This window comes from Sphingobacterium cellulitidis, assembly GCF_043187465.1.
In the GTDB taxonomy this organism is placed as follows: Bacteria; Bacteroidota; Bacteroidia; order Sphingobacteriales; family Sphingobacteriaceae; genus Sphingobacterium; species Sphingobacterium cellulitidis.
In genome coordinates this window covers 3,714,517-3,734,704 of the sequence record NZ_CP171136.1, presented here as the reverse complement: position 1 = coordinate 3,734,704, position 20,188 = coordinate 3,714,517, and the positions used below count along the sequence as shown (strand labels likewise).

Genomic DNA, 20,188 nt, shown 5'->3' with positions numbered 1-20,188 from the left:
CGAATGGATTATTTGCTTCCTCAAGATTTAGATCTTAATATTTTTGTTGAATTGCAATAAGTGGATTTTTGAACCGTTTTCTAAATGTCAAGATATTCTTGGGGATTATGCGGAATAGCTAATTTGTAACTATAGTTTTATCAAAAGAAAGCTAATATTTATTGTAATTTGTCACAATATATAGTAATTTGTCAAGAATTCATCAGACATAATTAGTAAGAAAAAGATTCAGATTAGAAGCGTGTCAATAAAAAATTTATTATTCGTATTGGGGTTAGGGACATTTACGATGTTCTCTTGTTCTTCGCCAGAAGCAAAACAAAAAGAAATTAAGATAGATCAAGCAAAGAAAGATAGTGTTGCATTGATTTATGATTCTACGAAAGCCGATAAACAGATCGATGCTTTTATGCAGAATCTTCATAAAAAATCAGCCTTTAATGGAAATGTTTTAGTCGCCAAAAAAGGAAAGATCCTGTATCAAAATGCCTTTGGTTGGGCTGATTATCTGTTAAAAGATAGTTTGAATATTAATTCTCAATTTGAACTTGCCTCTGCCTCCAAGCCTATCACAGCCTTGGCGGTCATGAAACTGGTTCAAGAGGGAAAATTGAAAATGGATAATACCGTGAACGACTTTTATCCTAATTTCCCGTATCCTGGAATTAGTATCGCGCAATTGCTTTCCCACCGTTCCGGACTGCCCAATTATGTTTATTTCTCTGAAGAAGCATGGCCAGACCGCAAAAAACCGATGTCCAATCAGGATGCGATGAACTTGTTGATCGAAAAACATCCGAATCGCTATGGCGCACCAGATGGTCGTTTCCATTATAACAATTCCAACTTTATGGTCTTGGCTTCCATCATTGAAAAAGTGACCGGTCAGGATTTTGCTGTTTATATGAAGGAAAATATTTTCGATCCTGCAGGCATGAAGCATACAGCGGTATATTCTACAGCCGTGTATGAAAAAACACCATCCAATGTTATGGGGCATGATAAAGTTTGGCGCCGTTCGGTCGTTCGCAACTACCTGGATGGACCAGTTGGTGATAAAGGGATTTACAGTACTGTTCAGGATATGTATTTATTGGATCTAGCCATCAAGGAAGGTCGTATCGTGAGTCAGTCTTCTCTGGACTCGATGTATATGCCAAGAAGCGATGCGAAAAGAAGCTTATTCAGTTATGCTTATGGCTGGCGGACATTTAGTCCTCCGGGCAATCCGATCGTATATCATACCGGATGGTGGCATGGATTTAAAAGCTTATATGTCCGCGATTTGAAAAATGATGTCACGATTGTTTTGTTGACAAATATGGCAAATGGGAGTTTGAATCATTTAGATGATTTGTATAAAATCTTAGAAATGCCTATTTTGAGACAAAATGCATATAATGCAAGTGGTGAATTAGTAAATTAAAATCCTAATAACAATATATGAAAAAGACCTTGATTTTAGGTGCGAGTACCAATCCGGCAAGATATTCGTATTTGGTAGCCAATAAATTGGTTAGAAAAGGCCATCCCATCGTCAATGTAGGACGTAAGGTTGGTAAAGTAGCTGGAGCAGAAATCGAACCTGCAGAGGAGATTCATACCGATATAGATACAATGACCTTGTATGTAGGTCCTCAGAACCAGCCTCAATATTATGACTATATTTTAAAGACAAAGCCGAAACGTATTATTTTTAATCCTGGAGCTGAAAATGCTGAACTTGCTGAAAAGGCAAGAGAAAATGGGATTGAAGTCGTTGAAGCATGTACTTTAGTTATGCTTAATACAGGACAATTTTAATAATCCATTCACAAGATTTTCTGAAGGAGCTGTCACATGACAGCTCCTTTTTTTATTACCTGAATTTTTTCAGGATTAATGAGCATGCTTAAGCCGGTATAAATTCAAGAATCGGATGCCTTGTTATGGAAATTGAGGTAGGGGTTGAATTTGGGTTTTGGCCAAAAAATCTTTTACTCAAACTAACTGTTCTACCGGACTTTCGCCGGACCTTCTTCGGATCTTCTTCGGATTTTGTTCGAAATTTTTCGAACAAGGTCCGACGCAAATCCGATACAGCTGAGGCAGAATGTAAAGTTTGATTCCTATTATTCCAAAGTAAATATTGAATTAGAAACAAAAATAAATGAGAATTATGAATGTGGACTTTATTTAGGACTTCATGGCAATTTATTCCAAGAAAGGAAATTTACTGAAAACGATATCGTAGATTTTTGTATTGTTTTTCTTTTTATATCCTTATTTTGTTTATTCCTAAATTTTATCAATTTAAAAAACCACAACAATGAGGCGAATTTATTCTACCATCACCCTTTGTCTGATTTCATTGCAGATTTCATTTGGCCAGAAACAGGACCTAAAATTAAGTTTTGATTTTATCAATGGTCAATTGGAAGCATCGGCAAAACAGTATCAACATTTAGTATCAGTAGTTCCTGCCAATAAATTTCCAAAAACCTTTGAAGCTGGGGAACAGAAGTTTTCCAATTCTTCCTGGTGGTGTTCTGGATTTTATCCGGGCACTTTATTGTATTTATCCGAAGGAACCGGGAATTCAGCATTAAAACAGGCTGGTCTGGATAAATTAAAGGAATTGGAAAAGGAACAATATAATAAAGGAACACATGATTTGGGTTTTATGTTGTTTTGTAGTTTCGGGAATGCCCTACGTTTGACGGGTGATAGCAGTCAATATCAACCTATATTAAAAACAGGTGCAGAATCACTTACAAGTCGGTTTAACCCAACGACGAAAACCATTCGTTCATGGGATCATAATGTTTGGAAATTTCCAGTAATCATCGATAATATGATGAACCTGGAGTTTTTAATGGAATTATCAAAAACGACAGGGGATAAGAAGTATGCTGATGTTGCCATTACACATGCGAATACCACGATGAAAAATCATTTTAGAGCAGATAATAGTTCTTTTCACGTGATTGATTATGATCCAAAAACGGGGGAAGTATTGGCTAAGCAAACCGCTCAAGGGGCGGCAGATGAATCTGCATGGGCTCGCGGACAAGCCTGGGGGCTTTATGGCTATACCATGATGTACCGAGAAACCAAGGATAAGGCTTATTTGAAACAGGCTCAAAAAATTGCCGATTATATTTTGAAGAATCCGAATTTACCGGCTGATTTAATTCCATATTGGGATTTTGATAAGGATAAGATTCCATCGGACAGTAAGACCTATTCGCGTAGGAGCTTGCGGGATGCTTCGGCGGGAGCAATTATTGCATCGGCTTTATTGGAGTTATCGCAATATAGCAAGGGTAAAGTAGGGAAGGAATACCTGCGAAAAGCAGAAGAAATGCTTAAGAGTTTGTCTTCAGAGACTTATTTCGTGAAGGATGGAAGTAATGGAGGGTATTTGTTGGCTCATAGCGTTGGGGCATTGCCTTTGAACTCGGAAGTAGATGTTCCATTAACCTATGCGGACTACTATTATGTGGAGGCTTTGATTAGGTATCAGCGGATGTTGGCGGGTGAGCCGATAATAAAAATTTAGACACATATTTTGATCTATAGGAAAGCCTCGAAAAAAATCGGGGCTATTTTTTTAAAAATAATTGACTAACTATTTGATAGTTATAAAATTGTTTGTACTTTTGCAGTCCCTAAATGGGGAATTGTGTCTTGAGCGAAGCCCTACTGCTTCGATGGACGTTTAATTAATTAATTTATAACATGTCAGGAATTATTGGTAAAAAAGTAGGAATGACCAGCCTGTTCAATGCTGAAGGGAAGAATATCCCTTGTACAGTAATCGAGGCTGGGCCGTGCGTGGTTACGCAGATACGTACGGAAGAGAAGGATGGTTATTCGGCAGTTCAACTTGGCTATGATGATGCTAAGGAAAAGAACACGAGCGCTCCTCTAAAAGGACATTTTGCAAAAGCAGGAGTTAGTCCTAAGCGTAAACTAGTTGAATTCAAAACTTTTACAGATGCGAAAGAACTAGGAGACATCGTTGATGTTACTTTATTTGAAGAAGGCGAGTACGTAGATGTAGTTGGTACTTCCAAAGGTAAAGGATTTCAAGGTGTAATGAAGCGTCATGGCTTTGGTGGTGTAGGTGGTGCGACTCACGGTCAGCACAACAGACTACGTGCACCAGGTTCATTGGGAGCTTCATCTTGGCCTTCAAGAGTATTCAAAGGAATGCGTATGGCGGGTCGTACAGGTGGCGAGCGTGTAAAAGTTCAGAATTTACAGATTTTGAAAGTTTACCCAGAGCAAAACCTAATTGTTGTTAGTGGTTCCGTACCAGGAGCTAAGGGTTCATATGTAATCGTAGACAAATAGTAGAGATGGAAGTTAAAGTATTAAATTTATCAGGAAAAGAAACAGGTGCCAAGGTGCAGCTTCCTGAGTCGGTATTCGGTGTTACACCAAGCGACCACGCAATCTATTTGGATGTGAAACAATACTTAGCGAACCAACGCCAAGGTACACACAAATCAAAACAACGTAATGAGATTGCGGGTTCAACTCGTAAATTACACAAACAAAAAGGAACAGGTGGTGCTCGTGCGGGTTCTATCAAATCTCCATTGTTTAATGGTGGTGGTCGTGTATTCGGTCCTCAACCTCGTGACTATAGCTTCAAATTGAATAAAAAATTAAAGCAATTAGCACGTAAATCAGCATTATCTTACAAAGCACAAGAGAACAATGTTGTTGTATTGGATGAAGTTAACTTCGATTCAATCAAAACTAAAAACTACTTAGCTTTTGTTAATGCATTAAACCTTGCTGACGAGAAAACTTTATTAGTATTGCCAGCATACAATAACAATGTTTATTTATCAAGCAGAAACTTGAAGAAAGCAAAAGTTATCGTAGCATCAGATTTAAATACATATGATGTATTGAACGCTACGAAATTATTGTTAACTGCAGATTCTGTTAAAACTTTGGAGGAAGCATTCGCTAAATAATATGGAAATTATTAAAAAACCTATTTTAACTGAGAAAGCTTCATTATTAACGGAAAAATTAAACCGTTATGCTTTCAAAGTAGATCATAGAGCAAACAAGATTCAAATCAAAACAGCGGTTGAGCAAATGTTTGGTGTGACTGTAGTTGCAGTTAACACAGCAGTTGTTGCAGGTAAGGCGAAAAGCCGTTACACTAAAGCTGGATTTGTATCAGGCAGAAGCCCTAAATATAAGAAGGCCATCATTACAGTTAAAGATGGTGAAACTATTGACTTTTACAGTACACTATAATAAGAAATGGCAGTTAAAAGATTCAAACCGGTTACCCCTGGTACTCGCTTCAGAGTAGGTGCTGATTATTCAGACGTTACAACTAACGTTCCTGAGAAATCATTAGTAGTTAGCATCAAGAAGTCAGGTGGTCGTAATAACTCCGGTAAAATGACTATGCGTTACATCGGTGGGGGACACAAAAAATCATACCGATTAATAGATTTCAAACGCGATAAAAAAGATATCCCTGCAAAAGTTGCTACCATTGAGTATGATCCAAATCGTACTGCACGTATTGCATTATTGCACTACGCAGATGGAGAGAAACGTTATATCATTGCTCCAGCTGGATTAACAGTTGGTCAAACAGTGATTGCAGGCGAATCAGTAGCCCCAGAAGTAGGTAATACTATGCCATTGGCAAACATCCCATTGGGTTCTATCATTCACAACATTGAATTGAATCCAGGACAAGGTGGTTCCATTGCACGTTCAGCAGGTACATATGCACAATTGTCTGCACGTGATGGTAAGTATGCTATTATCAAATTGCCTTCAGGCGAGACTCGTATGATTTTATTGACATGTGTTGCTACCATCGGTTCCGTATCGAATGCAGAGAAAGCAAACCAAGTATTAGGTAAAGCAGGTCGTAAACGTTGGTTAGGTCGTCGTCCTAGAGTTCGTGGTGTTGCGATGAACCCGGTTGATCACCCTATGGGAGGTGGTGAAGGACGTTCATCTGGAGGTCACCCACGCTCACGCACAGGTGTATTAGCTAAAGGCTACAAAACACGCTACAAGAAGAAAACATCGAATCGTTACATCATTGAGAGAAGGAAAAAATAATGGCTCGTTCAATTAAAAAAGGTCCTTATATCGATCACAACTTAGAAAGAAAAGTTCTTTCTATGAATGAAACAAACAAGAAATCAGTAATCAAGACTTGGTCACGCAGATCAATGATTTCACCTGATTTTGTTGGTCATACCTTCGCAGTGCACAACGGGAATAAATTTATTCCAGTTTATGTAACAGAAAATATGGTTGGTCACAAGCTTGGTGAATTTGCGCCTACGCGTACTTTCAGAGGCCACGCAGAAAAGAAAAAATAATAGGTAATGGAAGCAACAAAAAAACTCAAAAAGTCTGTTTTAATTAAGCAGCGCAAAGAGCAGGAAAAAGCTCAAGTAGGAGGAGCTTCTACTGCCAAGTTATTGAATTGCCCTACTTCACCACGTAAGATGCGTCTAGTAGTGGATCTTATCCGTGGACAGAAAGTAGAGAACGCACTTTACATTCTAAAACATACAGGTAAAGAAGCTGCCATTCGTGTTGAGAAATTATTATTATCAGCAATCAAGAATTGGGAGTCTAAAAACGAAGGTTCTTCAGTAGAAGACGGCGGATTGTATGTTAAAGAAGTATCTGTAGGTGGAGGTCGTCAATTAAAGAGATTACGTCCAGCGCCACAAGGTCGTGGTTATAGAATTCGTAAGCGTTCAAACCATGTAACTTTGGTAGTAGATAGTATTAATAACGTTAACAACTAATAATATTAAGAATGGGACAAAAAGCAAATCCAATAGGTAGCAGATTAGGAATCATCAAAGGATGGGATTCTAATTGGTTCGGAGGCAACAACTATTCTGATAAGTTAGTTGAGGACGAAAAAATAAGAAAATATCTTTCGGTACGTATCGCAAAAGGCGGTGTAGCAAAAGTTGTTATTGAGAGAACGTTAAAACGTATCACTGTAACAATCCACACAGCACGTCCAGGAATCGTAATTGGTAAAGGTGGTCAAGAAGTTGATAAGATCAAAGAAGAGTTAAAGAAATTAACTAAGAAAGATGTTCAGATCAACATTTTCGAGATCAAACGTCCAGAGTTAGATGCGAAACTAGTTGCAGAAGGTATTGCTAAGCAATTAGAGGCACGTATTTCATTCCGTCGTGCAATGAAAACTGCGATTGCATCTACAATGCGTATGGGAGCAGAAGGTATCAAGGTAATGTGTTCAGGTCGTTTAGGTGGTGCTGAGATGGCTCGTACAGAGCAGTACAAAGAAGGAAGAACTCCTCTACACACATTGCGTGCTGATATTGATTATGCATTAGCAGAAGCATTGACAACTTACGGTAAAATTGGCGTAAAAGTTTGGATCTGTAAAGGTGAAGTTTACGGTAAGAGAGATTTATCTCCAAACATTGGTCAAGCGTCAGGCGTTAAATCACGTGGTGGCAACGAAGGTGGTGACAACAACAACCGTCGTGACAACCGCGGAGGTCGTGGTGGAAACCGTGGCGGACGTCGTGATAACAACCGTGGAGGTAAAAGAGATTAATTAATAACAAGATTTAGATTATCTGTTTAACAGATTTAAAAAAATACGAACATGTTACAGCCAAAAAGAACGAAGTTCAGAAAGATGCAGAAAGGCCGTATGAAGGGTAATGCCACTCGTGGAGCGGAATTAGCTTTCGGATCTTTCGGTATCAAATCAATGGAACCAGCATGGATCACAAGCCGTCAGATTGAGGCAGCTCGTATTGCGGTTACTCGTTATATGAAGCGTGAAGGACAAGTTTGGATCCGCATTTTCCCTGACAAACCTGTTACGAAGAAGCCTGCAGAGGTACGTATGGGTAAAGGTAAAGGTGCTCCAGAATATTGGGTAGCGGTAGTGCGCCCAGGCCGTATGTTATTTGAAGCAGAAGGCGTTCCATTGGAAATCGCGAAAGAAGCATTACGCTTAGCTGCGCAAAAATTACCGGTTCAAACGAAATTTGTGATACGTAGAGATTACGTTGAAGCATAATAATCGTCGGTAATGTCAAGAGATAAGCCTTACTGCCGTTACCAGTAAGGCGGTTTTAACCTCGCGATAACCCGGCACAACAAATTGAAAAATGAAAAATTCAGAAATCGTAGAATTATCAACTGAGGATTTAACAGCACGTCTTGTAGAAGAGAAAGCTGCCTTAAACAAATTGAAATTTGCACATGCTGTTTCTGCTATTGAGAATCCAAACGTGATCAAAGCAGCTCGCAGAACTATCGCTCGTATCTCTACGGAGATTTCTAAGCGTACTAATGCAGCAAAATCTGAAACAGCCTCTGAGGCATAAAATTAAAGTCGAAATGGACAGAAATTTAAGAAAAACAAGAATCGGCTTAGTAGTTAGCAACAAGATGGACAAATCTATCGTAGTGGCTGTTGAACGTAAAGTAAAGCACCCTATTTACGGTAAATTCGTTAAGAAAACTACTAAATTTAAAGCTCATGACGAACAAAATACCTGCGGTATCGGCGATACGGTATTAATTATGGAGACACGTCCGCTGAGTAAAACTAAGAACTGGAGATTAGTAGAAATTTTAGAAAGGGCTAAATAATGGTACAACAGGAATCAAGACTAAATGTAGCTGACAACAGCGGAGCTAAAGAAGTTTTAGTAATCCGTGTGTTAGGCGGAACGCGCAAGCGTTATGCATCTATCGGTGATAAAATTGTTGTTACCGTAAAGAGCGCTATCCCTTCAGGAAACGTGAAAAAAGGATCAGTTTCTAAAGCAGTAGTGGTACGTACGAAGAAAGAAATCCGTCGTAAAGATGGTTCTTACATTCGTTTTGATGACAATGCTGCAGTATTATTAAATAATAATGATGAGCCACGTGGAACACGTATCTTTGGCCCAGTAGCTAGAGAGTTGCGTGAGAAACAGTTCATGAAAATTGTATCATTAGCACCGGAGGTTTTATAATTATGGCACAAAAAACAAACAAAACTACTCCCAAGATTAAGATCAAGAGAGGAGATTTAGTGAAAGTTATCGCTGGTAACTCTAAAGGTAAGCAAGGTACAGTATTAGAAGTTATTGCTGATACTAACAGAGCGATTGTTGAAGGCGCTAACAAAGTGAAAAAACACACTAAACCAAGTGCAGCAAATCCTAACGGTGGTATCATCGAGAAAGAAGCTGCAATTAACATCTCAAACTTAGCTTTAATCGATCCTAAGACAGGTAATCCTACTCGTGTTGGACGTAAAGTTAATGCAGATGGTAAAATAGTTCGTTACGCAAAAAAATCAGGGGAGGAAATTAAATAATGACTTACGTACCAAGATTAAAAGCGAAATATGCGGAAGAGATCCGTACAGCGCTTAAGGAAAAATTCCAGTATAAGAGTGTTATGCAAGTTCCTAAGCTAGAGAAAATCGTAGTATCTCAAGGTATTGGAGCAGCTACAGCAGACAAGAAATTAATTGATAACTCGATTACTGAGTTAACAACAATTACTGGTCAGCAAGCTGTATCTACAAAATCTAAGAAAGATATTTCGAACTTCAAATTGCGTAAAGGAATGCCTATTGGAGCTCGCGTAACATTACGTGACAACAATATGTTTGAATTCTTAGATCGTTTAATCGCGGTTTCTTTACCACGTATTCGTGACTTCCGTGGAATCAACGATAAAGGATTTGACGGACATGGTAACTACAACTTAGGTATTACTGAGCAGATTATCTTCCCAGAGATCAACATTGACAAGATTAACAAGATCCAAGGTATGGATATCACTTTCGTAACTTCAGCTAAGAATGATATCGAAGCTTTAGAATTATTGAAACAATTCGGTTTACCATTCAAAAACCAAAATTCGAATAACAATGGCTAAAGAAGGATTAAAAGCACGCGAAGTTAAGCGTCAAAAATTAGTGGCTAAATTTGCTGAAAAACGTGCGGCATTAAAAGCAGCAGGTGACTACGCAGCCCTAGATAAATTACCAAAAAATGCATCGCCAGTAAGATTGCACAATCGTTGTAAATTAACTGGTCGTCCTAAAGGATATATGCGTCAATTTGGTATCTCACGTGTAACATTCCGTGAGATGGCCTTAGACGGAAAAATCCCGGGAGTGAAAAAAGCTTCTTGGTAATCAAAAAAATATAATTACTTTTGCCCGGATAAACCACGAACAGTGGTTTATCGGGTTTTTTTTGCATTGCAATATTTTAACCGATAAAAGGTCTGTGGCTTCGGTTAGTCATAGAAACCATTATCATAATTTTTATACAATAATGAATACAGATCCAATAGCGGATTACCTTACCCGAGTAAGGAATGCCATTAAGGCCAACCACAGGGTTGTTGAAATTCCTGCATCGAACCTTAAAAAAGAAATCACAAAAGTTCTTTTCGACAAAGGTTACATTGCTAACTACAAATTTATTGAAGAAGGTCCTCAAGGTTCAATCAAGATTGCTTTGAAATACCACCCAATTAGCAAAGTACCGGCTATTCGCACATTGACACGTGTGAGTAAACCTGGTTTAAGAAAGTATGCAAGTGTTGACAGCATCCCTCGTGTATTAAACGGTTTAGGAATTGCGATTTTGTCTACTTCGAAAGGAGTAATGTCAGACAAAGAAGCTGCCGTTCAAAACGTTGGTGGAGAGGTTTTATGTTACATTTATTAATCTAGGAGAAAGCACAGAATGTCAAGAATTGGAAAAGCGCCTATCGCTATACCTTCTGGTGTAACGGTAACAGTTTCAGATAAGAATCTGGTAACTGTTAAAGGCCCTAAAGGTGAATTAACACAACAAGTAGACCGCGACATTACCGTTTCACAAGAAGAAGGTAATATCGTTGTGTCACGTTCAACAGAACAAAAGAAACACAAAGCATTACATGGTTTATACCGCGCCCTATTGAACAATATGGTTGTAGGTGTAACCGAGGGATACAAAACTACCCAAGAATTAGTTGGTGTTGGTTACCGTGCTGCAAACAACGGTAATACGCTAGAGCTAACCTTAGGTTTCTCTCACCAGATTGTATTCGTATTGCCAGAGGAAATTAAAGTAACCACAACTGCTGATAAGGGTAAAAACCCAACTATCACTTTAGAATCTATCGACAAACAATTGATCGGTCAAGTAGCGGCGAAAATCCGTAGCTTCCGTAAGCCAGAGCCATACAAAGGTAAAGGTATCAAGTTTGCAGGTGAAGTATTAAGAAGAAAAGCAGGTAAATCAGCTAAAAAATAATAACCATGGCAGGAATTAAATCAACTCGCAGAGAGCGAATCAAAAAAGGAATTAGAAAACACCTGGCTGGATCAACTGAACGTCCTCGTTTGACGGTTTTTAGAAGTAACAAAGGTATCTACGCTCAGATCATTGACGATACTACTGGTAAAACATTAGCATCAGCATCGACTTTATCAAAAGAATTTGCTGGTTCAGGTAACAAAGTAGATCAATCGAAAGAAGTAGGTAAATTAGTTGCTGAGAAAGCGGTTGCAGCAGGAATTAGCAAAGTAGTTTTTGACCGTAATGGGTACTTATACCATGGCCGTATCAAATCATTGGCTGAAGGTGCTCGCGAAGGCGGTTTAGACTTTTAATTAAAGAAAAAAATGGCATTAAGCAATATTAAAAGAGTAAAATCAAGCGAAATTGAATTAAAAGATCGCTTAGTAAGCATCCAACGCGTAGCCAAGGTGACCAAAGGTGGTCGTACTTTCAGTTTTTCAGCTATTGTAGTAGTTGGAGACGAAAATGGTATCGTAGGATACGGATTAGGAAAAGCTAAAGAGGTTACTGAAGCTATCACTAAAGGTATCGATGATGCAAAGAAAAACTTAGTAAAAGTTCCTATTATCAAAGGTACAGTACCTCATGAGCAATACGGTAAATATTCAGGTGGTTCAGTTTTAATTAAACCAGCTGTAAGTGGTACCGGAGTATTAGCAGGTGGTGCTATGCGTGCGGTATTGGAGTCTGCAGGCATTACAGACGTATTAGCAAAATCATTAGGTTCTTCTAACCCACACAACGTGGTAAAAGCAACGATTGATGCATTAGCTAATATGCGTGACGCTTATACAGTAGCGCAAACACGTGGTGTCGATTTAAACAAAGTATTTAACGGTTAATATCATGGCAAAAATTAAAATCACCCAGATAAAGAGCGTTATCGACAGAAGCGAGCGCCAAAAGAAAACTATCGAAGCATTAGGTTTGAAAAAAATCAATCATTCGGTAGAAGTTGAAGCTACAGCAGCCATCATTGGTATGGTTCGTAAAGTGAACCACTTAGTCGCTGTAGAGACTATTTAATAAAATAGATGGAAAGGATGCTCACTTCCTTTCCATTCTTTGTTAATAAATTTATGGAATGCTATGGCCTGTTTAGTGAGAGCGAAGGCGTAGCACAATTTGATTAAAAATGAACTTAAGTAATCTAAAACCAGCATCTGGTTCAATTAAAACTAAAAAACGTATTGGTCGTGGACAAGGATCTGGCCGTGGTGGTACCTCTACTCGTGGTCACAAAGGAGCAGGATCTCGTTCAGGAAACTCTACGAAAATCGGTTTCGAAGGTGGTCAAATGCCTCTTCAACGTCGTGTGCCTAAATTTGGTTTTAAGAACATCAACCGTGTAGAATATGTAGGTGTTAACTTAGATGTTTTACAAGCTATCGTTGAGAAATTCAGGTTAACCACTGTAGATTTCGATACTTTGAAAGAGCACGGATTAGTTTCAAAAAATGACTTAATCAAGATCTTAGGTCGTGGTGAGTTCACCGCAAAAGTAGAAGTAAAGGCCCATGCATTTTCAGCTTCAGCACAAAAAGCAATTGAAGCAGCAGGTGGTTCTATCGTTAAATTGTAATAATACATGAAGAAACTAATCACAACCTTAACCAATATATGGAAGATAGAAGAATTACGTAATCGTATTCTTAATACGATTCTATTTCTTTTAATATACCGCGTTGGTTGTCACGTGGTTTTACCAGGTGTCAATCCAGAAGCGTTGGTAATAAACAGAGAAGGTGGTAATGACATCATGAACTTGATCAATATGTTTGCGGGAGGTTCCTTCTCGCGTGCAGCGATCTTTGCTCTTGGTGTAATGCCTTATATCTCGGCATCTATCGTAGTTCAGCTATTGGGGATTGCTGTTCCTGCTTTTCAAAAGATGCAGAAAGAAGGAGAATCTGGCCGTAAGAAAATGAACAACATTACTCGCTACTTAACCGTTGCGATTACTTTAGTTCAGGCAGTAGCTTATGTTAAGACCCAAATTGGTCCAGAAGCGAAAACCATTGCGGATCCGATGTTCTCTATCCTATCTGCAGTCGTATTGACAGCGGGTACATTGTTTGTGATGTGGCTAGGTGAAAAGATTACCGATAAAGGAATTGGTAATGGTATTTCATTAATCATTATGGCTGGTATTATTGCTCAGCTTCCTGCAGGTATTACTGCAGAATGGGCATCCAGAATGAGCCCAAGTGGTGGTGGTCCTATTCCATTGTTATTGGAGTTTGTTGCCTTATTCTTCGTTGTGATCTTCACGATTTTAGTTGTACAAGGTGTTCGTAAGATCCCTGTGCAGTATGCGAAGAAAATTGTAGGAAACAAACAGATTGGTGGTGTGCGTCAATACATTCCTTTAAAGGTAAATGCGGCGGGTGTAATGCCAATCATTTTCGCGCAGGCGATTATGTTTTTACCGATGTCGTTGACACAATTCTTCCCGAATGTTCAATCTGACTTTTTGAATTCATTGAGTAACTATACTTCCGTAACGTATAATGTTGTATTCGCATTATTGATTATTGCGTTTACTTTCTTCTATACGGCGATCATGGTTAACCCTCAACAGATGTCAGAGGACATGAAGAAGAACGGTGGTTTTATTCCAGGTATCAAACCAGGCTATGAGACCAACATGTTTATCGACAACGTAATATCACATATTACCTTCCCTGGTGCTGTATTTGTGGCGATCATTGCGATTTTGCCAGCAATTGCAACATTATTTGGAGTAAATAATCAATTTGCACATTTCTATGGTGGTACCTCTTTATTAATTTTAGTAGGTGTTGTTCTAGATACAATTCAGCAAATTGAGAGTCATTTGTTAATGCGTCATTATGATGGATTGATGAAAACAGGTCGTGTAAAAGGTAGAAGCACTGCTACTACTGTTGAAGGCTATGATCAATCCGCATTATAATTTTGAATGTCTAAAGTATATTATAAAACAGCAGATGAAATTGAGCAAGTGCGAGAGTCAGCAAATGTACTCTCGCAATTACTTGCTGAAATTGCAGGATTAGTAAAGCCGGGGATTACGACTTTATCATTAGATAAATTTGCCTTCGACTTTATTAAGGACCATAAAGGAACCCCAGCATTTTTAAATTACCAAGGATTCCCTTATTCATTATGTATTTCAGTGAACGACCAAGTTGTTCATGGATTTCCAAGTGATTATGTTTTGAAAGATGGGGATATCGTTACGGTAGATGGTGGTGTGAATTTGAATGGTTTTATTAGTGATTCTGCATATACGTTTGCTGTCGGTGAGATTTCTGAAGAAGCGAAACAATTGTTAGAAGTAACAAAAGGATCATTACAAGCAGGAATCGAACAAGCAATCGCGGGCAAGCGAGTAGGAGATATCTCGGCTGCCGTTCAAGAATATGTAGCACCATATCGTTATGGTATTGTTCGGGAACTGGTTGGTCATGGAGTTGGATTTCATTTACACGAGAAACCGGAGGTTCCGAATTACGGGAAACGTGGTTCAGGGCCGAAGTTGGAAGAAGGATTGGTGATCTGTATTGAGCCAATGATCAATGCCGGCAAGGCAGGGGTTAAGTTTTGGGATGACGGATGGACAGTGAGTACAGTTGATGGAAAGCTTTCGGCGCATTTCGAACAGATGGTTTCGATTCAGAAAGGTACTCCGGATGTGTTATTGAATTTTGACGCGATTGAGAAAGTTTTAAATAAAAAGTAGTTGGTATTCAATTATTTTATTTATCTTTGCACTCCTGTTTGCGGGTATATCATCATTTAAAATACGAGATTATATGGCTAAACAAGCCTCGATTGAACAAGACGGCATAATCAAAGAAGCGTTATCTAACGCGATGTTTCGTGTAGAATTAGAAAATGGGCATGAAATAATTGCACATATTTCTGGTAAGATGCGCATGCATTATATCAAGATATTACCAGGTGACAAAGTGAAGTTAGAAATGTCACCATATGATTTAACAAAAGGAAGAATTACATACCGCTATAAATAAACGTAAGTTTCTTCAATAAAATAGCTTTTAAAAAATTACTGTAATGAAAGTTAGAGCATCAATAAAAAAACGTAGTGCGGATTGTAAGATTATCCGTCGTAAAGGAAAAGTATTTGTAATCAATAAAAAGAACCCGAAGTTTAAACAACGTCAAGGTTAATTTTAAATAATCGCTTAAAATATTATATGGCAAGGATCTCAGGTATAGATTTACCTAAAAACAAAAGAGGCATCATTGGCCTTACCTATATTTTTGGTATTGGTCGTTCTACTGCTGCTTACATCCTAGAAAAAGCAGGCATCAGTCAAGATGTTAAAGTACAAGAATGGAATGATGATCAATTAGCAGCTATCCGTACAATCATCAATGATGAGATTAAGGTAGAAGGCGCTTTGCGTTCAGAGGTTCAATTGAACATTAAACGTTTAATGGACATCGGATGTTACCGTGGCCTACGTCACCGTAAGCATTTACCAGTTCGTGGACAACGTACGAAGAACAATTCACGTACAAGAAAAGGTAAACGTAAAACAGTTGCAAACAAGAAAAAAGCTACTAAATAATAAGTAAGAAATGGCTAAAAGTAAAAAAGTTACTAAAAAACGTATCGTAGTTATCGAGCCTGTAGGACAAGCTCATATCAACGCTACTTTTAACAACATTATCGTAACTTTGACTAACAATCAAGGTCAAACAATTTCATGGTCATCAGCTGGTAAAATGGGCTTTAAAGGTTCTAAAAAGAACACTCCATACGCTGCATCACAAGCTGCATCAGACTGTGGTAAAGTTGCACATGATTTAGGATTGCGTAAAGTTGAAGTATTCGTAAAAGGTCCGGGAGCAGGTCGTGAATCCGCTATCCGTTCATTGCAAACAATTGGTATCGACGTAACTACCATTAAGGATATCACTCCACTTCCACACAATGGTTGTCGTCCTCCAAAACGCAGAAGAGTTTAATAACAAATTTGTTTAAGATAAGATTCATCAGTTATAGGCTGATAGATACTTCAAACAGAATCAGAAATGGCAAGATATACAGGACCTAAGTCCAAAATAGCTCGTAAATTTAGAGAGCCAATTTTCGGCCCAGATAAGGCATTAGAAAAAAAGAATTATCCTCCTGGTCAACATGGACCATCAAAAAGAAGAGGAAAACAATCTGAATACGCAATTCAGTTGTTAGAAAAGCAAAAAGCAAAATACACTTACGGTGTATTAGAGCGTCAATTCGCTAACTTATTTGCTAAGGCTGCAGCAAAACAAGGTGTTACAGGTGAAAACTTCTTGAAATTATTAGAAGCACGTTTAGATAACATCGTTTACCGTTTAGGCATTGCTCCTACACGTTCATCTGCACGTCAATTAGTTTCGCACAAGCATATTACTGTTAACGGACAAGTAGTTAACATTCCATCATACAGTATCCGCCCAGGTGATGTAATTTCAGTTCGCGAGCGTTCTCAGTCGTTAGAAGCGATTGTAACTTCAGTAGCTGGAAGAAAAATCAACAAATTCAGCTGGTTGGATTGGGATTCAGACAAACTAACAGGAACTTTCGTAAGTTACCCAGAGCGTGCTGATATTCCAGAAAACATTAAAGAGAACTTAATTGTAGAGTTGTACTCTAAATAATAATTAATAACAACATGCATTGTCATAGATGCATGTTGTTGTTTTCATAAATAGTAAATAAACTTAAAAGAACATAAATGGCAATTTTAGCATTTCAAAGACCGGATAAAGTTATCATGCAGAAATCAACTGATTTTGATGGTACCTTTGAATTTCGTCCACTAGAGCCAGGTTTTGGAGTTACTATTGGTAATGCTTTACGCCGTATTTTATTGTCCTCTTTAGAAGGATATGCAATTACGTCGGTAAGATTTTCAGGCGTTTCGCACGAATTCTCTACGATTAAAGGCGTGGTAGAAGACGTTACTGAAATCATCTTGAACTTGAAACAAGTTCGTTTTAAGAAATCAGGTGAGCAAGGCGATAGCGAGAAGATCTTTGTAGTTATCAATGGTCAAGATCAATTTACAGCTGGTGATATAACGAAATTTTCCAATAATTTTACTGTATTGAATCCTGATTTGGTAATCTGTAACATGGATAGTTCAGTGACTGTAGAAGTTGAATTATCAGTTGCAAAAGGCCGTGGATACGTAAATGCAGAAGAAAATAAAGTGGTTGATGGTCCTGTTGGAGTAATCGCGATTGATTCAATCTATACTCCAATCAAGAATGTAAAATATACCATTGAGAACTACCGTGTAGAACAAAAAACTGACTACGAGAAATTGTTGTTAGATATTTCTACTGATGGTTCTATTCATCCAGAAGATGCTTTGAAAGAAGCAGCTAAGATTTTGATTCAACACTTCATGTTGTTCTCAGATGAGAATATGTTGTTAGAGTCACAAACTAAAGAAGAAACTAAAGTTGTTGATGAAGAGATTTTACACATGCGTAAGATCTTGAAAACAGAATTAGTGGATTTAGATCTTTCAGTTCGTGCATTGAACTGTTTGAAAGCTGCTGACATTCGTACATTAGCTGAATTAGTTACCTATGATGTAGCTGATATGTTGAAATTCCGCAACTTTGGTAAAAAATCATTGAGCGAAATTCAAGAGCTAGTGAAATCAAAAGGTTTATCATTTGGAATGAACTTGTCTAAATACAAGTTGGACGAAGAATAATAATTAAATAATAATAAGCGACCTGTTGCGTAATTCCTCCGAAGTATATGACATTCGGTCACTAGAAAAAGAACGGTACGCACAAAATCAAATTAAAAAATGAGACACGGAAAAAAAGTAAATCACTTAGGCCGCACTGACAGTCACCGTAAGGCGATGTTAGCTAATATGGCGACTTCATTGATCAAACACAAACGTATTACAACGACTTTAGCGAAAGCAAAAGCATTGCGTACTTATGTGGAGCCTTTGATTACAAAATCTAAAAACGACACTACACACTCACGTCGTACGGTATTCGCTTACTTGAAAGACAAAGATGCAGTGACAATCTTGTTCCGCGAGATTTCAGAAAAAGTTGCATCACGTCCAGGAGGTTACACTCGTATCATTAAATTAGAGAATCGTTTGGGTGATAACGCAGAAATGGCATTTATCGAATTAGTTGATTACAACGAAATCTACGGTAAAACTGCTCAAACTGAGAAAAAATCTACTCGACGTCGTGGTTCATCTAAGAAAAAAGCTACTACAACAACTGAATCAAAAGAGGCAAAAGCTGAGAAAGCTGGCGATGATTTAACTATTGTTGAAGGTATTGGTCCTAAGATTGCAGAAGTATTAGCAGCTGCTGGTATTGCAACTTACGCTGACTTAGCTAAAACTGATGCTGAGAAAGTTAAAGAAATCTTAACTGAAGCTGGTTCTAACTTTAACACTGCAGATCCAACTACTTGGGCTGAACAAGCACAATTAGCTGCAGATGGTAAATTTGAAGAATTAGAAAAACTTAAAGCCGAATTAGACGGTGGAAAAAAAGTTGATGAATAATCTTTAAACGAATCATAGAAAAGTCCTCTTATCCAAGAGGACTTTTTTATTTTATAGCGTTTTTAAGTAAGTTCAGCTCTTTATTTATTTGTACATTTGAAAAACTAAACTTTAGCATAATTATTTTCATTACATGGAACTGTTTAATGTATATCCTGTAACCCCAATCAATATCGTAAGAGCACTTGGCTCGACCGTTTGGGACGAACAAGGAACAGAATATCTAGATTTATACGGAGGGCATGCTGTAATTTCTATAGGTCATACACATCCCCACTATGTTAAAAGTCTTACCGAGCAATTGAACAAGATTGGATTTTATTCCAACTCGGTATTAATTCCAATTCAACAACAATTAGCAAAGCAATTAGGTGAAGTGTCTGGAAAGGCGGATTATACCTTGTTTCTTTGTAATTCAGGTGCTGAGGCAAATGAAAATGCCTTAAAATTAGCATCCTTTCATACGGGTCGTAAAAAAGTAATTGCCTTTTCAAAAGCTTTCCATGGTAGAACCTCTCTGGCAGTTGCTGCTACAGATAATCCTAGTATCGTAGCTCCAGTGAATGAGACAGACAATGTGATCTTCCTTCCATTCAATGATGAAGAAGCCTTGGAGAAAGCTTTCAAAGAATATGCTGAAGAAATCGCTGCTGTCATCATTGAAGGAATTCAAGGTGTTGGTGGTATTCGTGAGGCTTCCGTTCCATTCTTGAAGTTGATCCGTAACTTATGTGATCAATATGGCTCTGTATTTATCGCAGACTCGGTTCAATGCGGATATGGTCGTACCGGAAGTTTTTACTCGCATGACTATTCAGGAGTAGAAGCAGATATCTATTCCATGGCAAAGGGGATGGGGAATGGTTTTCCGATTGGAGGAATTGCTATTTCGCCTAAGTTCAAAGCATCCTTTGGATTATTAGGGACCACCTTTGGCGGTAACCATTTAGCATGTGCTGCTGCAGTTTCAGTTTTAGATATTATCAAACAAGATAATCTTATGGAAAATGCTGCAAAAGTTGGAGATTATTTGATTCAAGAGTTGAACAAATTTGATCAAGTTTTGGAGGTGAGAGGAAGAGGGTTAATGATCGGGATTGAATTGCCTACCGAATTAGGACATGTTAAGAAAGATTTATTGTTAAAAAATAAGATATTTACAGGAGAGGCTAAGCCAAATGTTATTCGTTTGTTGCCGGCCTTGAATATAACACAAAAGATTGCTGATCAATTTTTAACTGCTTTTGAAGAGAGATTAAAAGCATAAAAATCATAAGA

General features: G+C 38.1%; 33 protein-coding genes. All 33 read left to right on the top strand.

The window, feature by feature from the left end; genetic code table 11:
* Positions 1-247: 247 nt before the first annotated feature.
* The 33 genes from ACF3OC_RS16395 (at position 248) to ACF3OC_RS16235 (ending at position 20,177) form a co-directional block, all read left to right on the top strand.
* Positions 248-1,426: a serine hydrolase domain-containing protein gene (locus ACF3OC_RS16395; protein WP_392471619.1), complete on the top strand. Its 1,179-nt coding sequence runs from the start codon at positions 248-250 to the stop codon at positions 1,424-1,426.
* 17 nt (positions 1,427-1,443) lie between these two features.
* Entirely contained in the window at positions 1,444-1,803 is a 360-nt protein-coding gene (locus ACF3OC_RS16390; protein WP_094257910.1) for a CoA-binding protein, read from the top strand.
* 505 nt (positions 1,804-2,308) lie between these two features.
* Positions 2,309-3,541, top strand: a complete 1,233-nt coding sequence (locus tag ACF3OC_RS16385; RefSeq protein WP_392469930.1) for a glycoside hydrolase family 88 protein — start codon at positions 2,309-2,311, stop codon at positions 3,539-3,541.
* Between the two features lie 179 nt (positions 3,542-3,720).
* The gene (gene rplC, locus ACF3OC_RS16380; RefSeq protein ID WP_094257908.1) at positions 3,721-4,338 is read left to right on the top strand and encodes a 50S ribosomal protein L3; all 618 of its coding nucleotides are present in this window, start codon (positions 3,721-3,723) and stop codon (positions 4,336-4,338) included.
* A 5-nt stretch (positions 4,339-4,343) separates the two neighbouring features.
* A complete protein-coding gene (gene rplD, locus ACF3OC_RS16375) occupies positions 4,344-4,973 on the top strand; it encodes a 50S ribosomal protein L4 (RefSeq protein WP_094257907.1) in 630 nt (209 codons plus the stop codon).
* 1 nt (position 4,974) lies between these two features.
* Entirely contained in the window at positions 4,975-5,265 is a 291-nt protein-coding gene (gene rplW, locus ACF3OC_RS16370; RefSeq protein ID WP_094257906.1) for a 50S ribosomal protein L23, read from the top strand.
* Positions 5,266-5,271: 6 nt separating this feature from the next.
* On the top strand, positions 5,272-6,096 hold the full coding sequence (gene rplB, locus ACF3OC_RS16365) for a 50S ribosomal protein L2 (protein ID WP_093100410.1): 825 nt from the start codon (positions 5,272-5,274) through the stop codon (positions 6,094-6,096).
* On the top strand, positions 6,096-6,362 hold the full coding sequence (gene rpsS / locus ACF3OC_RS16360; protein WP_002997495.1) for a 30S ribosomal protein S19: 267 nt from the start codon (positions 6,096-6,098) through the stop codon (positions 6,360-6,362). Before rplB ends, rpsS begins: the two co-directional genes overlap by 1 nt.
* Before the next feature lie 6 nt (positions 6,363-6,368).
* Positions 6,369-6,800 (top strand): 50S ribosomal protein L22, encoded by a 432-nt coding sequence (gene rplV / locus ACF3OC_RS16355; RefSeq protein ID WP_094257905.1) that lies wholly within the window; start codon positions 6,369-6,371, stop codon positions 6,798-6,800.
* Between the two features lie 11 nt (positions 6,801-6,811).
* Positions 6,812-7,594 carry a 30S ribosomal protein S3 gene (rpsC, locus tag ACF3OC_RS16350; RefSeq protein WP_094257904.1) on the top strand — a complete coding sequence of 261 codons (783 nt, stop codon included), beginning with the start codon at positions 6,812-6,814 and terminating at the stop codon, positions 7,592-7,594.
* A gap of 51 nt (positions 7,595-7,645) precedes the next feature.
* Complete coding sequence (gene rplP, locus ACF3OC_RS16345; RefSeq protein ID WP_094257903.1) at positions 7,646-8,068, top strand: 50S ribosomal protein L16; 423 nt, start codon at positions 7,646-7,648, stop codon at positions 8,066-8,068.
* A 91-nt stretch (positions 8,069-8,159) separates the two neighbouring features.
* Complete coding sequence (gene rpmC / locus ACF3OC_RS16340) at positions 8,160-8,378, top strand: 50S ribosomal protein L29 (protein WP_094257902.1); 219 nt, start codon at positions 8,160-8,162, stop codon at positions 8,376-8,378.
* 13 nt (positions 8,379-8,391) lie between these two features.
* Positions 8,392-8,646, top strand: a complete 255-nt coding sequence (rpsQ, locus tag ACF3OC_RS16335; RefSeq protein ID WP_392469925.1) for a 30S ribosomal protein S17 — start codon at positions 8,392-8,394, stop codon at positions 8,644-8,646.
* A complete protein-coding gene (gene rplN / locus ACF3OC_RS16330; protein ID WP_037498951.1) occupies positions 8,646-9,014 on the top strand; it encodes a 50S ribosomal protein L14 in 369 nt (122 codons plus the stop codon). The genes rpsQ and rplN overlap by 1 nt, the downstream gene beginning before the upstream one ends.
* 2 nt (positions 9,015-9,016) lie before the next feature.
* Positions 9,017-9,361, top strand: coding sequence for a 50S ribosomal protein L24 (gene rplX, locus ACF3OC_RS16325; RefSeq protein ID WP_094257901.1), 345 nt, complete (start codon positions 9,017-9,019; stop codon positions 9,359-9,361).
* Entirely contained in the window at positions 9,361-9,930 is a 570-nt protein-coding gene (gene rplE, locus ACF3OC_RS16320; RefSeq protein ID WP_094257900.1) for a 50S ribosomal protein L5, read from the top strand. The genes rplX and rplE overlap by 1 nt, the downstream gene beginning before the upstream one ends.
* Positions 9,923-10,192 (top strand): 30S ribosomal protein S14, encoded by a 270-nt coding sequence (gene rpsN, locus ACF3OC_RS16315; RefSeq protein WP_093100399.1) that lies wholly within the window; start codon positions 9,923-9,925, stop codon positions 10,190-10,192. Before rplE ends, rpsN begins: the two co-directional genes overlap by 8 nt.
* A 139-nt stretch (positions 10,193-10,331) precedes the next feature.
* Positions 10,332-10,733 carry a 30S ribosomal protein S8 gene (gene rpsH / locus ACF3OC_RS16310; RefSeq protein WP_229678329.1) on the top strand — a complete coding sequence of 134 codons (402 nt, stop codon included), beginning with the start codon at positions 10,332-10,334 and terminating at the stop codon, positions 10,731-10,733.
* Between the two features lie 18 nt (positions 10,734-10,751).
* Positions 10,752-11,306: a 50S ribosomal protein L6 gene (rplF, locus tag ACF3OC_RS16305; protein WP_094257899.1), complete on the top strand. Its 555-nt coding sequence runs from the start codon at positions 10,752-10,754 to the stop codon at positions 11,304-11,306.
* Between the two features lie 5 nt (positions 11,307-11,311).
* A complete protein-coding gene (gene rplR, locus ACF3OC_RS16300) occupies positions 11,312-11,665 on the top strand; it encodes a 50S ribosomal protein L18 (protein WP_094257898.1) in 354 nt (117 codons plus the stop codon).
* A gap of 12 nt (positions 11,666-11,677) precedes the next feature.
* Positions 11,678-12,196, top strand: a complete 519-nt coding sequence (gene rpsE / locus ACF3OC_RS16295) for a 30S ribosomal protein S5 (protein ID WP_093100392.1) — start codon at positions 11,678-11,680, stop codon at positions 12,194-12,196.
* A gap of 4 nt (positions 12,197-12,200) precedes the next feature.
* Positions 12,201-12,380, top strand: coding sequence for a 50S ribosomal protein L30 (rpmD, locus tag ACF3OC_RS16290; protein ID WP_094257897.1), 180 nt, complete (start codon positions 12,201-12,203; stop codon positions 12,378-12,380).
* A 109-nt stretch (positions 12,381-12,489) separates the two neighbouring features.
* Positions 12,490-12,936: a 50S ribosomal protein L15 gene (rplO, locus tag ACF3OC_RS16285; RefSeq protein WP_392469919.1), complete on the top strand. Its 447-nt coding sequence runs from the start codon at positions 12,490-12,492 to the stop codon at positions 12,934-12,936.
* A gap of 6 nt (positions 12,937-12,942) precedes the next feature.
* A complete protein-coding gene (secY, locus tag ACF3OC_RS16280) occupies positions 12,943-14,289 on the top strand; it encodes a preprotein translocase subunit SecY (protein ID WP_094257895.1) in 1,347 nt (448 codons plus the stop codon).
* Between the two features lie 6 nt (positions 14,290-14,295).
* Entirely contained in the window at positions 14,296-15,078 is a 783-nt protein-coding gene (gene map / locus ACF3OC_RS16275) for a type I methionyl aminopeptidase (protein WP_392469915.1), read from the top strand.
* Positions 15,079-15,151: 73 nt separating this feature from the next.
* Positions 15,152-15,370, top strand: coding sequence for a translation initiation factor IF-1 (gene infA / locus ACF3OC_RS16270; protein WP_021071231.1), 219 nt, complete (start codon positions 15,152-15,154; stop codon positions 15,368-15,370).
* A gap of 43 nt (positions 15,371-15,413) precedes the next feature.
* The gene (ykgO, locus tag ACF3OC_RS16265; RefSeq protein WP_013665024.1) at positions 15,414-15,530 is read left to right on the top strand and encodes a type B 50S ribosomal protein L36; all 117 of its coding nucleotides are present in this window, start codon (positions 15,414-15,416) and stop codon (positions 15,528-15,530) included.
* A gap of 26 nt (positions 15,531-15,556) precedes the next feature.
* Positions 15,557-15,934 (top strand): 30S ribosomal protein S13, encoded by a 378-nt coding sequence (gene rpsM / locus ACF3OC_RS16260; protein WP_094257893.1) that lies wholly within the window; start codon positions 15,557-15,559, stop codon positions 15,932-15,934.
* Between the two features lie 10 nt (positions 15,935-15,944).
* Positions 15,945-16,334: a 30S ribosomal protein S11 gene (rpsK, locus tag ACF3OC_RS16255; RefSeq protein ID WP_094257892.1), complete on the top strand. Its 390-nt coding sequence runs from the start codon at positions 15,945-15,947 to the stop codon at positions 16,332-16,334.
* Between the two features lie 66 nt (positions 16,335-16,400).
* Positions 16,401-17,009, top strand: coding sequence for a 30S ribosomal protein S4 (rpsD, locus tag ACF3OC_RS16250; protein WP_094257891.1), 609 nt, complete (start codon positions 16,401-16,403; stop codon positions 17,007-17,009).
* A gap of 77 nt (positions 17,010-17,086) precedes the next feature.
* Positions 17,087-18,079, top strand: coding sequence for a DNA-directed RNA polymerase subunit alpha (locus tag ACF3OC_RS16245; RefSeq protein ID WP_094257890.1), 993 nt, complete (start codon positions 17,087-17,089; stop codon positions 18,077-18,079).
* A gap of 99 nt (positions 18,080-18,178) precedes the next feature.
* Positions 18,179-18,910, top strand: a complete 732-nt coding sequence (gene rplQ / locus ACF3OC_RS16240; RefSeq protein WP_392469909.1) for a 50S ribosomal protein L17 — start codon at positions 18,179-18,181, stop codon at positions 18,908-18,910.
* 133 nt (positions 18,911-19,043) lie between these two features.
* Positions 19,044-20,177 carry an aspartate aminotransferase family protein gene (locus tag ACF3OC_RS16235; RefSeq protein WP_392469907.1) on the top strand — a complete coding sequence of 378 codons (1,134 nt, stop codon included), beginning with the start codon at positions 19,044-19,046 and terminating at the stop codon, positions 20,175-20,177.
* The last annotated feature ends 11 nt before the right edge of the window (positions 20,178-20,188 follow it).

Coding starts and splice junctions, on each gene's coding strand:
- rplE (WP_094257900.1), top strand. CDS start 9,361: ATGACTTACGTACCAAGATTAAAAGCGAAATATGCGGAAGAGATCCGT.
- rpsE (WP_093100392.1), top strand. CDS start 11,678: ATGGCATTAAGCAATATTAAAAGAGTAAAATCAAGCGAAATTGAATTA.
- infA (WP_021071231.1), top strand. CDS start 15,152: ATGGCTAAACAAGCCTCGATTGAACAAGACGGCATAATCAAAGAAGCG.
- rpmD (WP_094257897.1), top strand. CDS start 12,201: ATGGCAAAAATTAAAATCACCCAGATAAAGAGCGTTATCGACAGAAGC.
- ykgO (WP_013665024.1), top strand. CDS start 15,414: ATGAAAGTTAGAGCATCAATAAAAAAACGTAGTGCGGATTGTAAGATT.
- rpsN (WP_093100399.1), top strand. CDS start 9,923: ATGGCTAAAGAAGGATTAAAAGCACGCGAAGTTAAGCGTCAAAAATTA.
- ACF3OC_RS16390 (WP_094257910.1), top strand. CDS start 1,444: ATGAAAAAGACCTTGATTTTAGGTGCGAGTACCAATCCGGCAAGATAT.
- rpsC (WP_094257904.1), top strand. CDS start 6,812: ATGGGACAAAAAGCAAATCCAATAGGTAGCAGATTAGGAATCATCAAA.
- ACF3OC_RS16385 (WP_392469930.1), top strand. CDS start 2,309: ATGAGGCGAATTTATTCTACCATCACCCTTTGTCTGATTTCATTGCAG.
- map (WP_392469915.1), top strand. CDS start 14,296: ATGTCTAAAGTATATTATAAAACAGCAGATGAAATTGAGCAAGTGCGA.
- rplN (WP_037498951.1), top strand. CDS start 8,646: ATGGTACAACAGGAATCAAGACTAAATGTAGCTGACAACAGCGGAGCT.
- rpsS (WP_002997495.1), top strand. CDS start 6,096: ATGGCTCGTTCAATTAAAAAAGGTCCTTATATCGATCACAACTTAGAA.
- rpsM (WP_094257893.1), top strand. CDS start 15,557: ATGGCAAGGATCTCAGGTATAGATTTACCTAAAAACAAAAGAGGCATC.
- rplV (WP_094257905.1), top strand. CDS start 6,369: ATGGAAGCAACAAAAAAACTCAAAAAGTCTGTTTTAATTAAGCAGCGC.
- rplX (WP_094257901.1), top strand. CDS start 9,017: ATGGCACAAAAAACAAACAAAACTACTCCCAAGATTAAGATCAAGAGA.
- rplQ (WP_392469909.1), top strand. CDS start 18,179: ATGAGACACGGAAAAAAAGTAAATCACTTAGGCCGCACTGACAGTCAC.
- rplB (WP_093100410.1), top strand. CDS start 5,272: ATGGCAGTTAAAAGATTCAAACCGGTTACCCCTGGTACTCGCTTCAGA.
- rplP (WP_094257903.1), top strand. CDS start 7,646: ATGTTACAGCCAAAAAGAACGAAGTTCAGAAAGATGCAGAAAGGCCGT.
- rpsK (WP_094257892.1), top strand. CDS start 15,945: ATGGCTAAAAGTAAAAAAGTTACTAAAAAACGTATCGTAGTTATCGAG.
- rplD (WP_094257907.1), top strand. CDS start 4,344: ATGGAAGTTAAAGTATTAAATTTATCAGGAAAAGAAACAGGTGCCAAG.
- ACF3OC_RS16235 (WP_392469907.1), top strand. CDS start 19,044: ATGGAACTGTTTAATGTATATCCTGTAACCCCAATCAATATCGTAAGA.
- rplC (WP_094257908.1), top strand. CDS start 3,721: ATGTCAGGAATTATTGGTAAAAAAGTAGGAATGACCAGCCTGTTCAAT.
- secY (WP_094257895.1), top strand. CDS start 12,943: ATGAAGAAACTAATCACAACCTTAACCAATATATGGAAGATAGAAGAA.
- rplO (WP_392469919.1), top strand. CDS start 12,490: ATGAACTTAAGTAATCTAAAACCAGCATCTGGTTCAATTAAAACTAAA.
- rpsD (WP_094257891.1), top strand. CDS start 16,401: ATGGCAAGATATACAGGACCTAAGTCCAAAATAGCTCGTAAATTTAGA.
- rpmC (WP_094257902.1), top strand. CDS start 8,160: ATGAAAAATTCAGAAATCGTAGAATTATCAACTGAGGATTTAACAGCA.
- rplR (WP_094257898.1), top strand. CDS start 11,312: ATGGCAGGAATTAAATCAACTCGCAGAGAGCGAATCAAAAAAGGAATT.
- rplW (WP_094257906.1), top strand. CDS start 4,975: ATGGAAATTATTAAAAAACCTATTTTAACTGAGAAAGCTTCATTATTA.
- rpsQ (WP_392469925.1), top strand. CDS start 8,392: ATGGACAGAAATTTAAGAAAAACAAGAATCGGCTTAGTAGTTAGCAAC.
- rplF (WP_094257899.1), top strand. CDS start 10,752: ATGTCAAGAATTGGAAAAGCGCCTATCGCTATACCTTCTGGTGTAACG.
- ACF3OC_RS16245 (WP_094257890.1), top strand. CDS start 17,087: ATGGCAATTTTAGCATTTCAAAGACCGGATAAAGTTATCATGCAGAAA.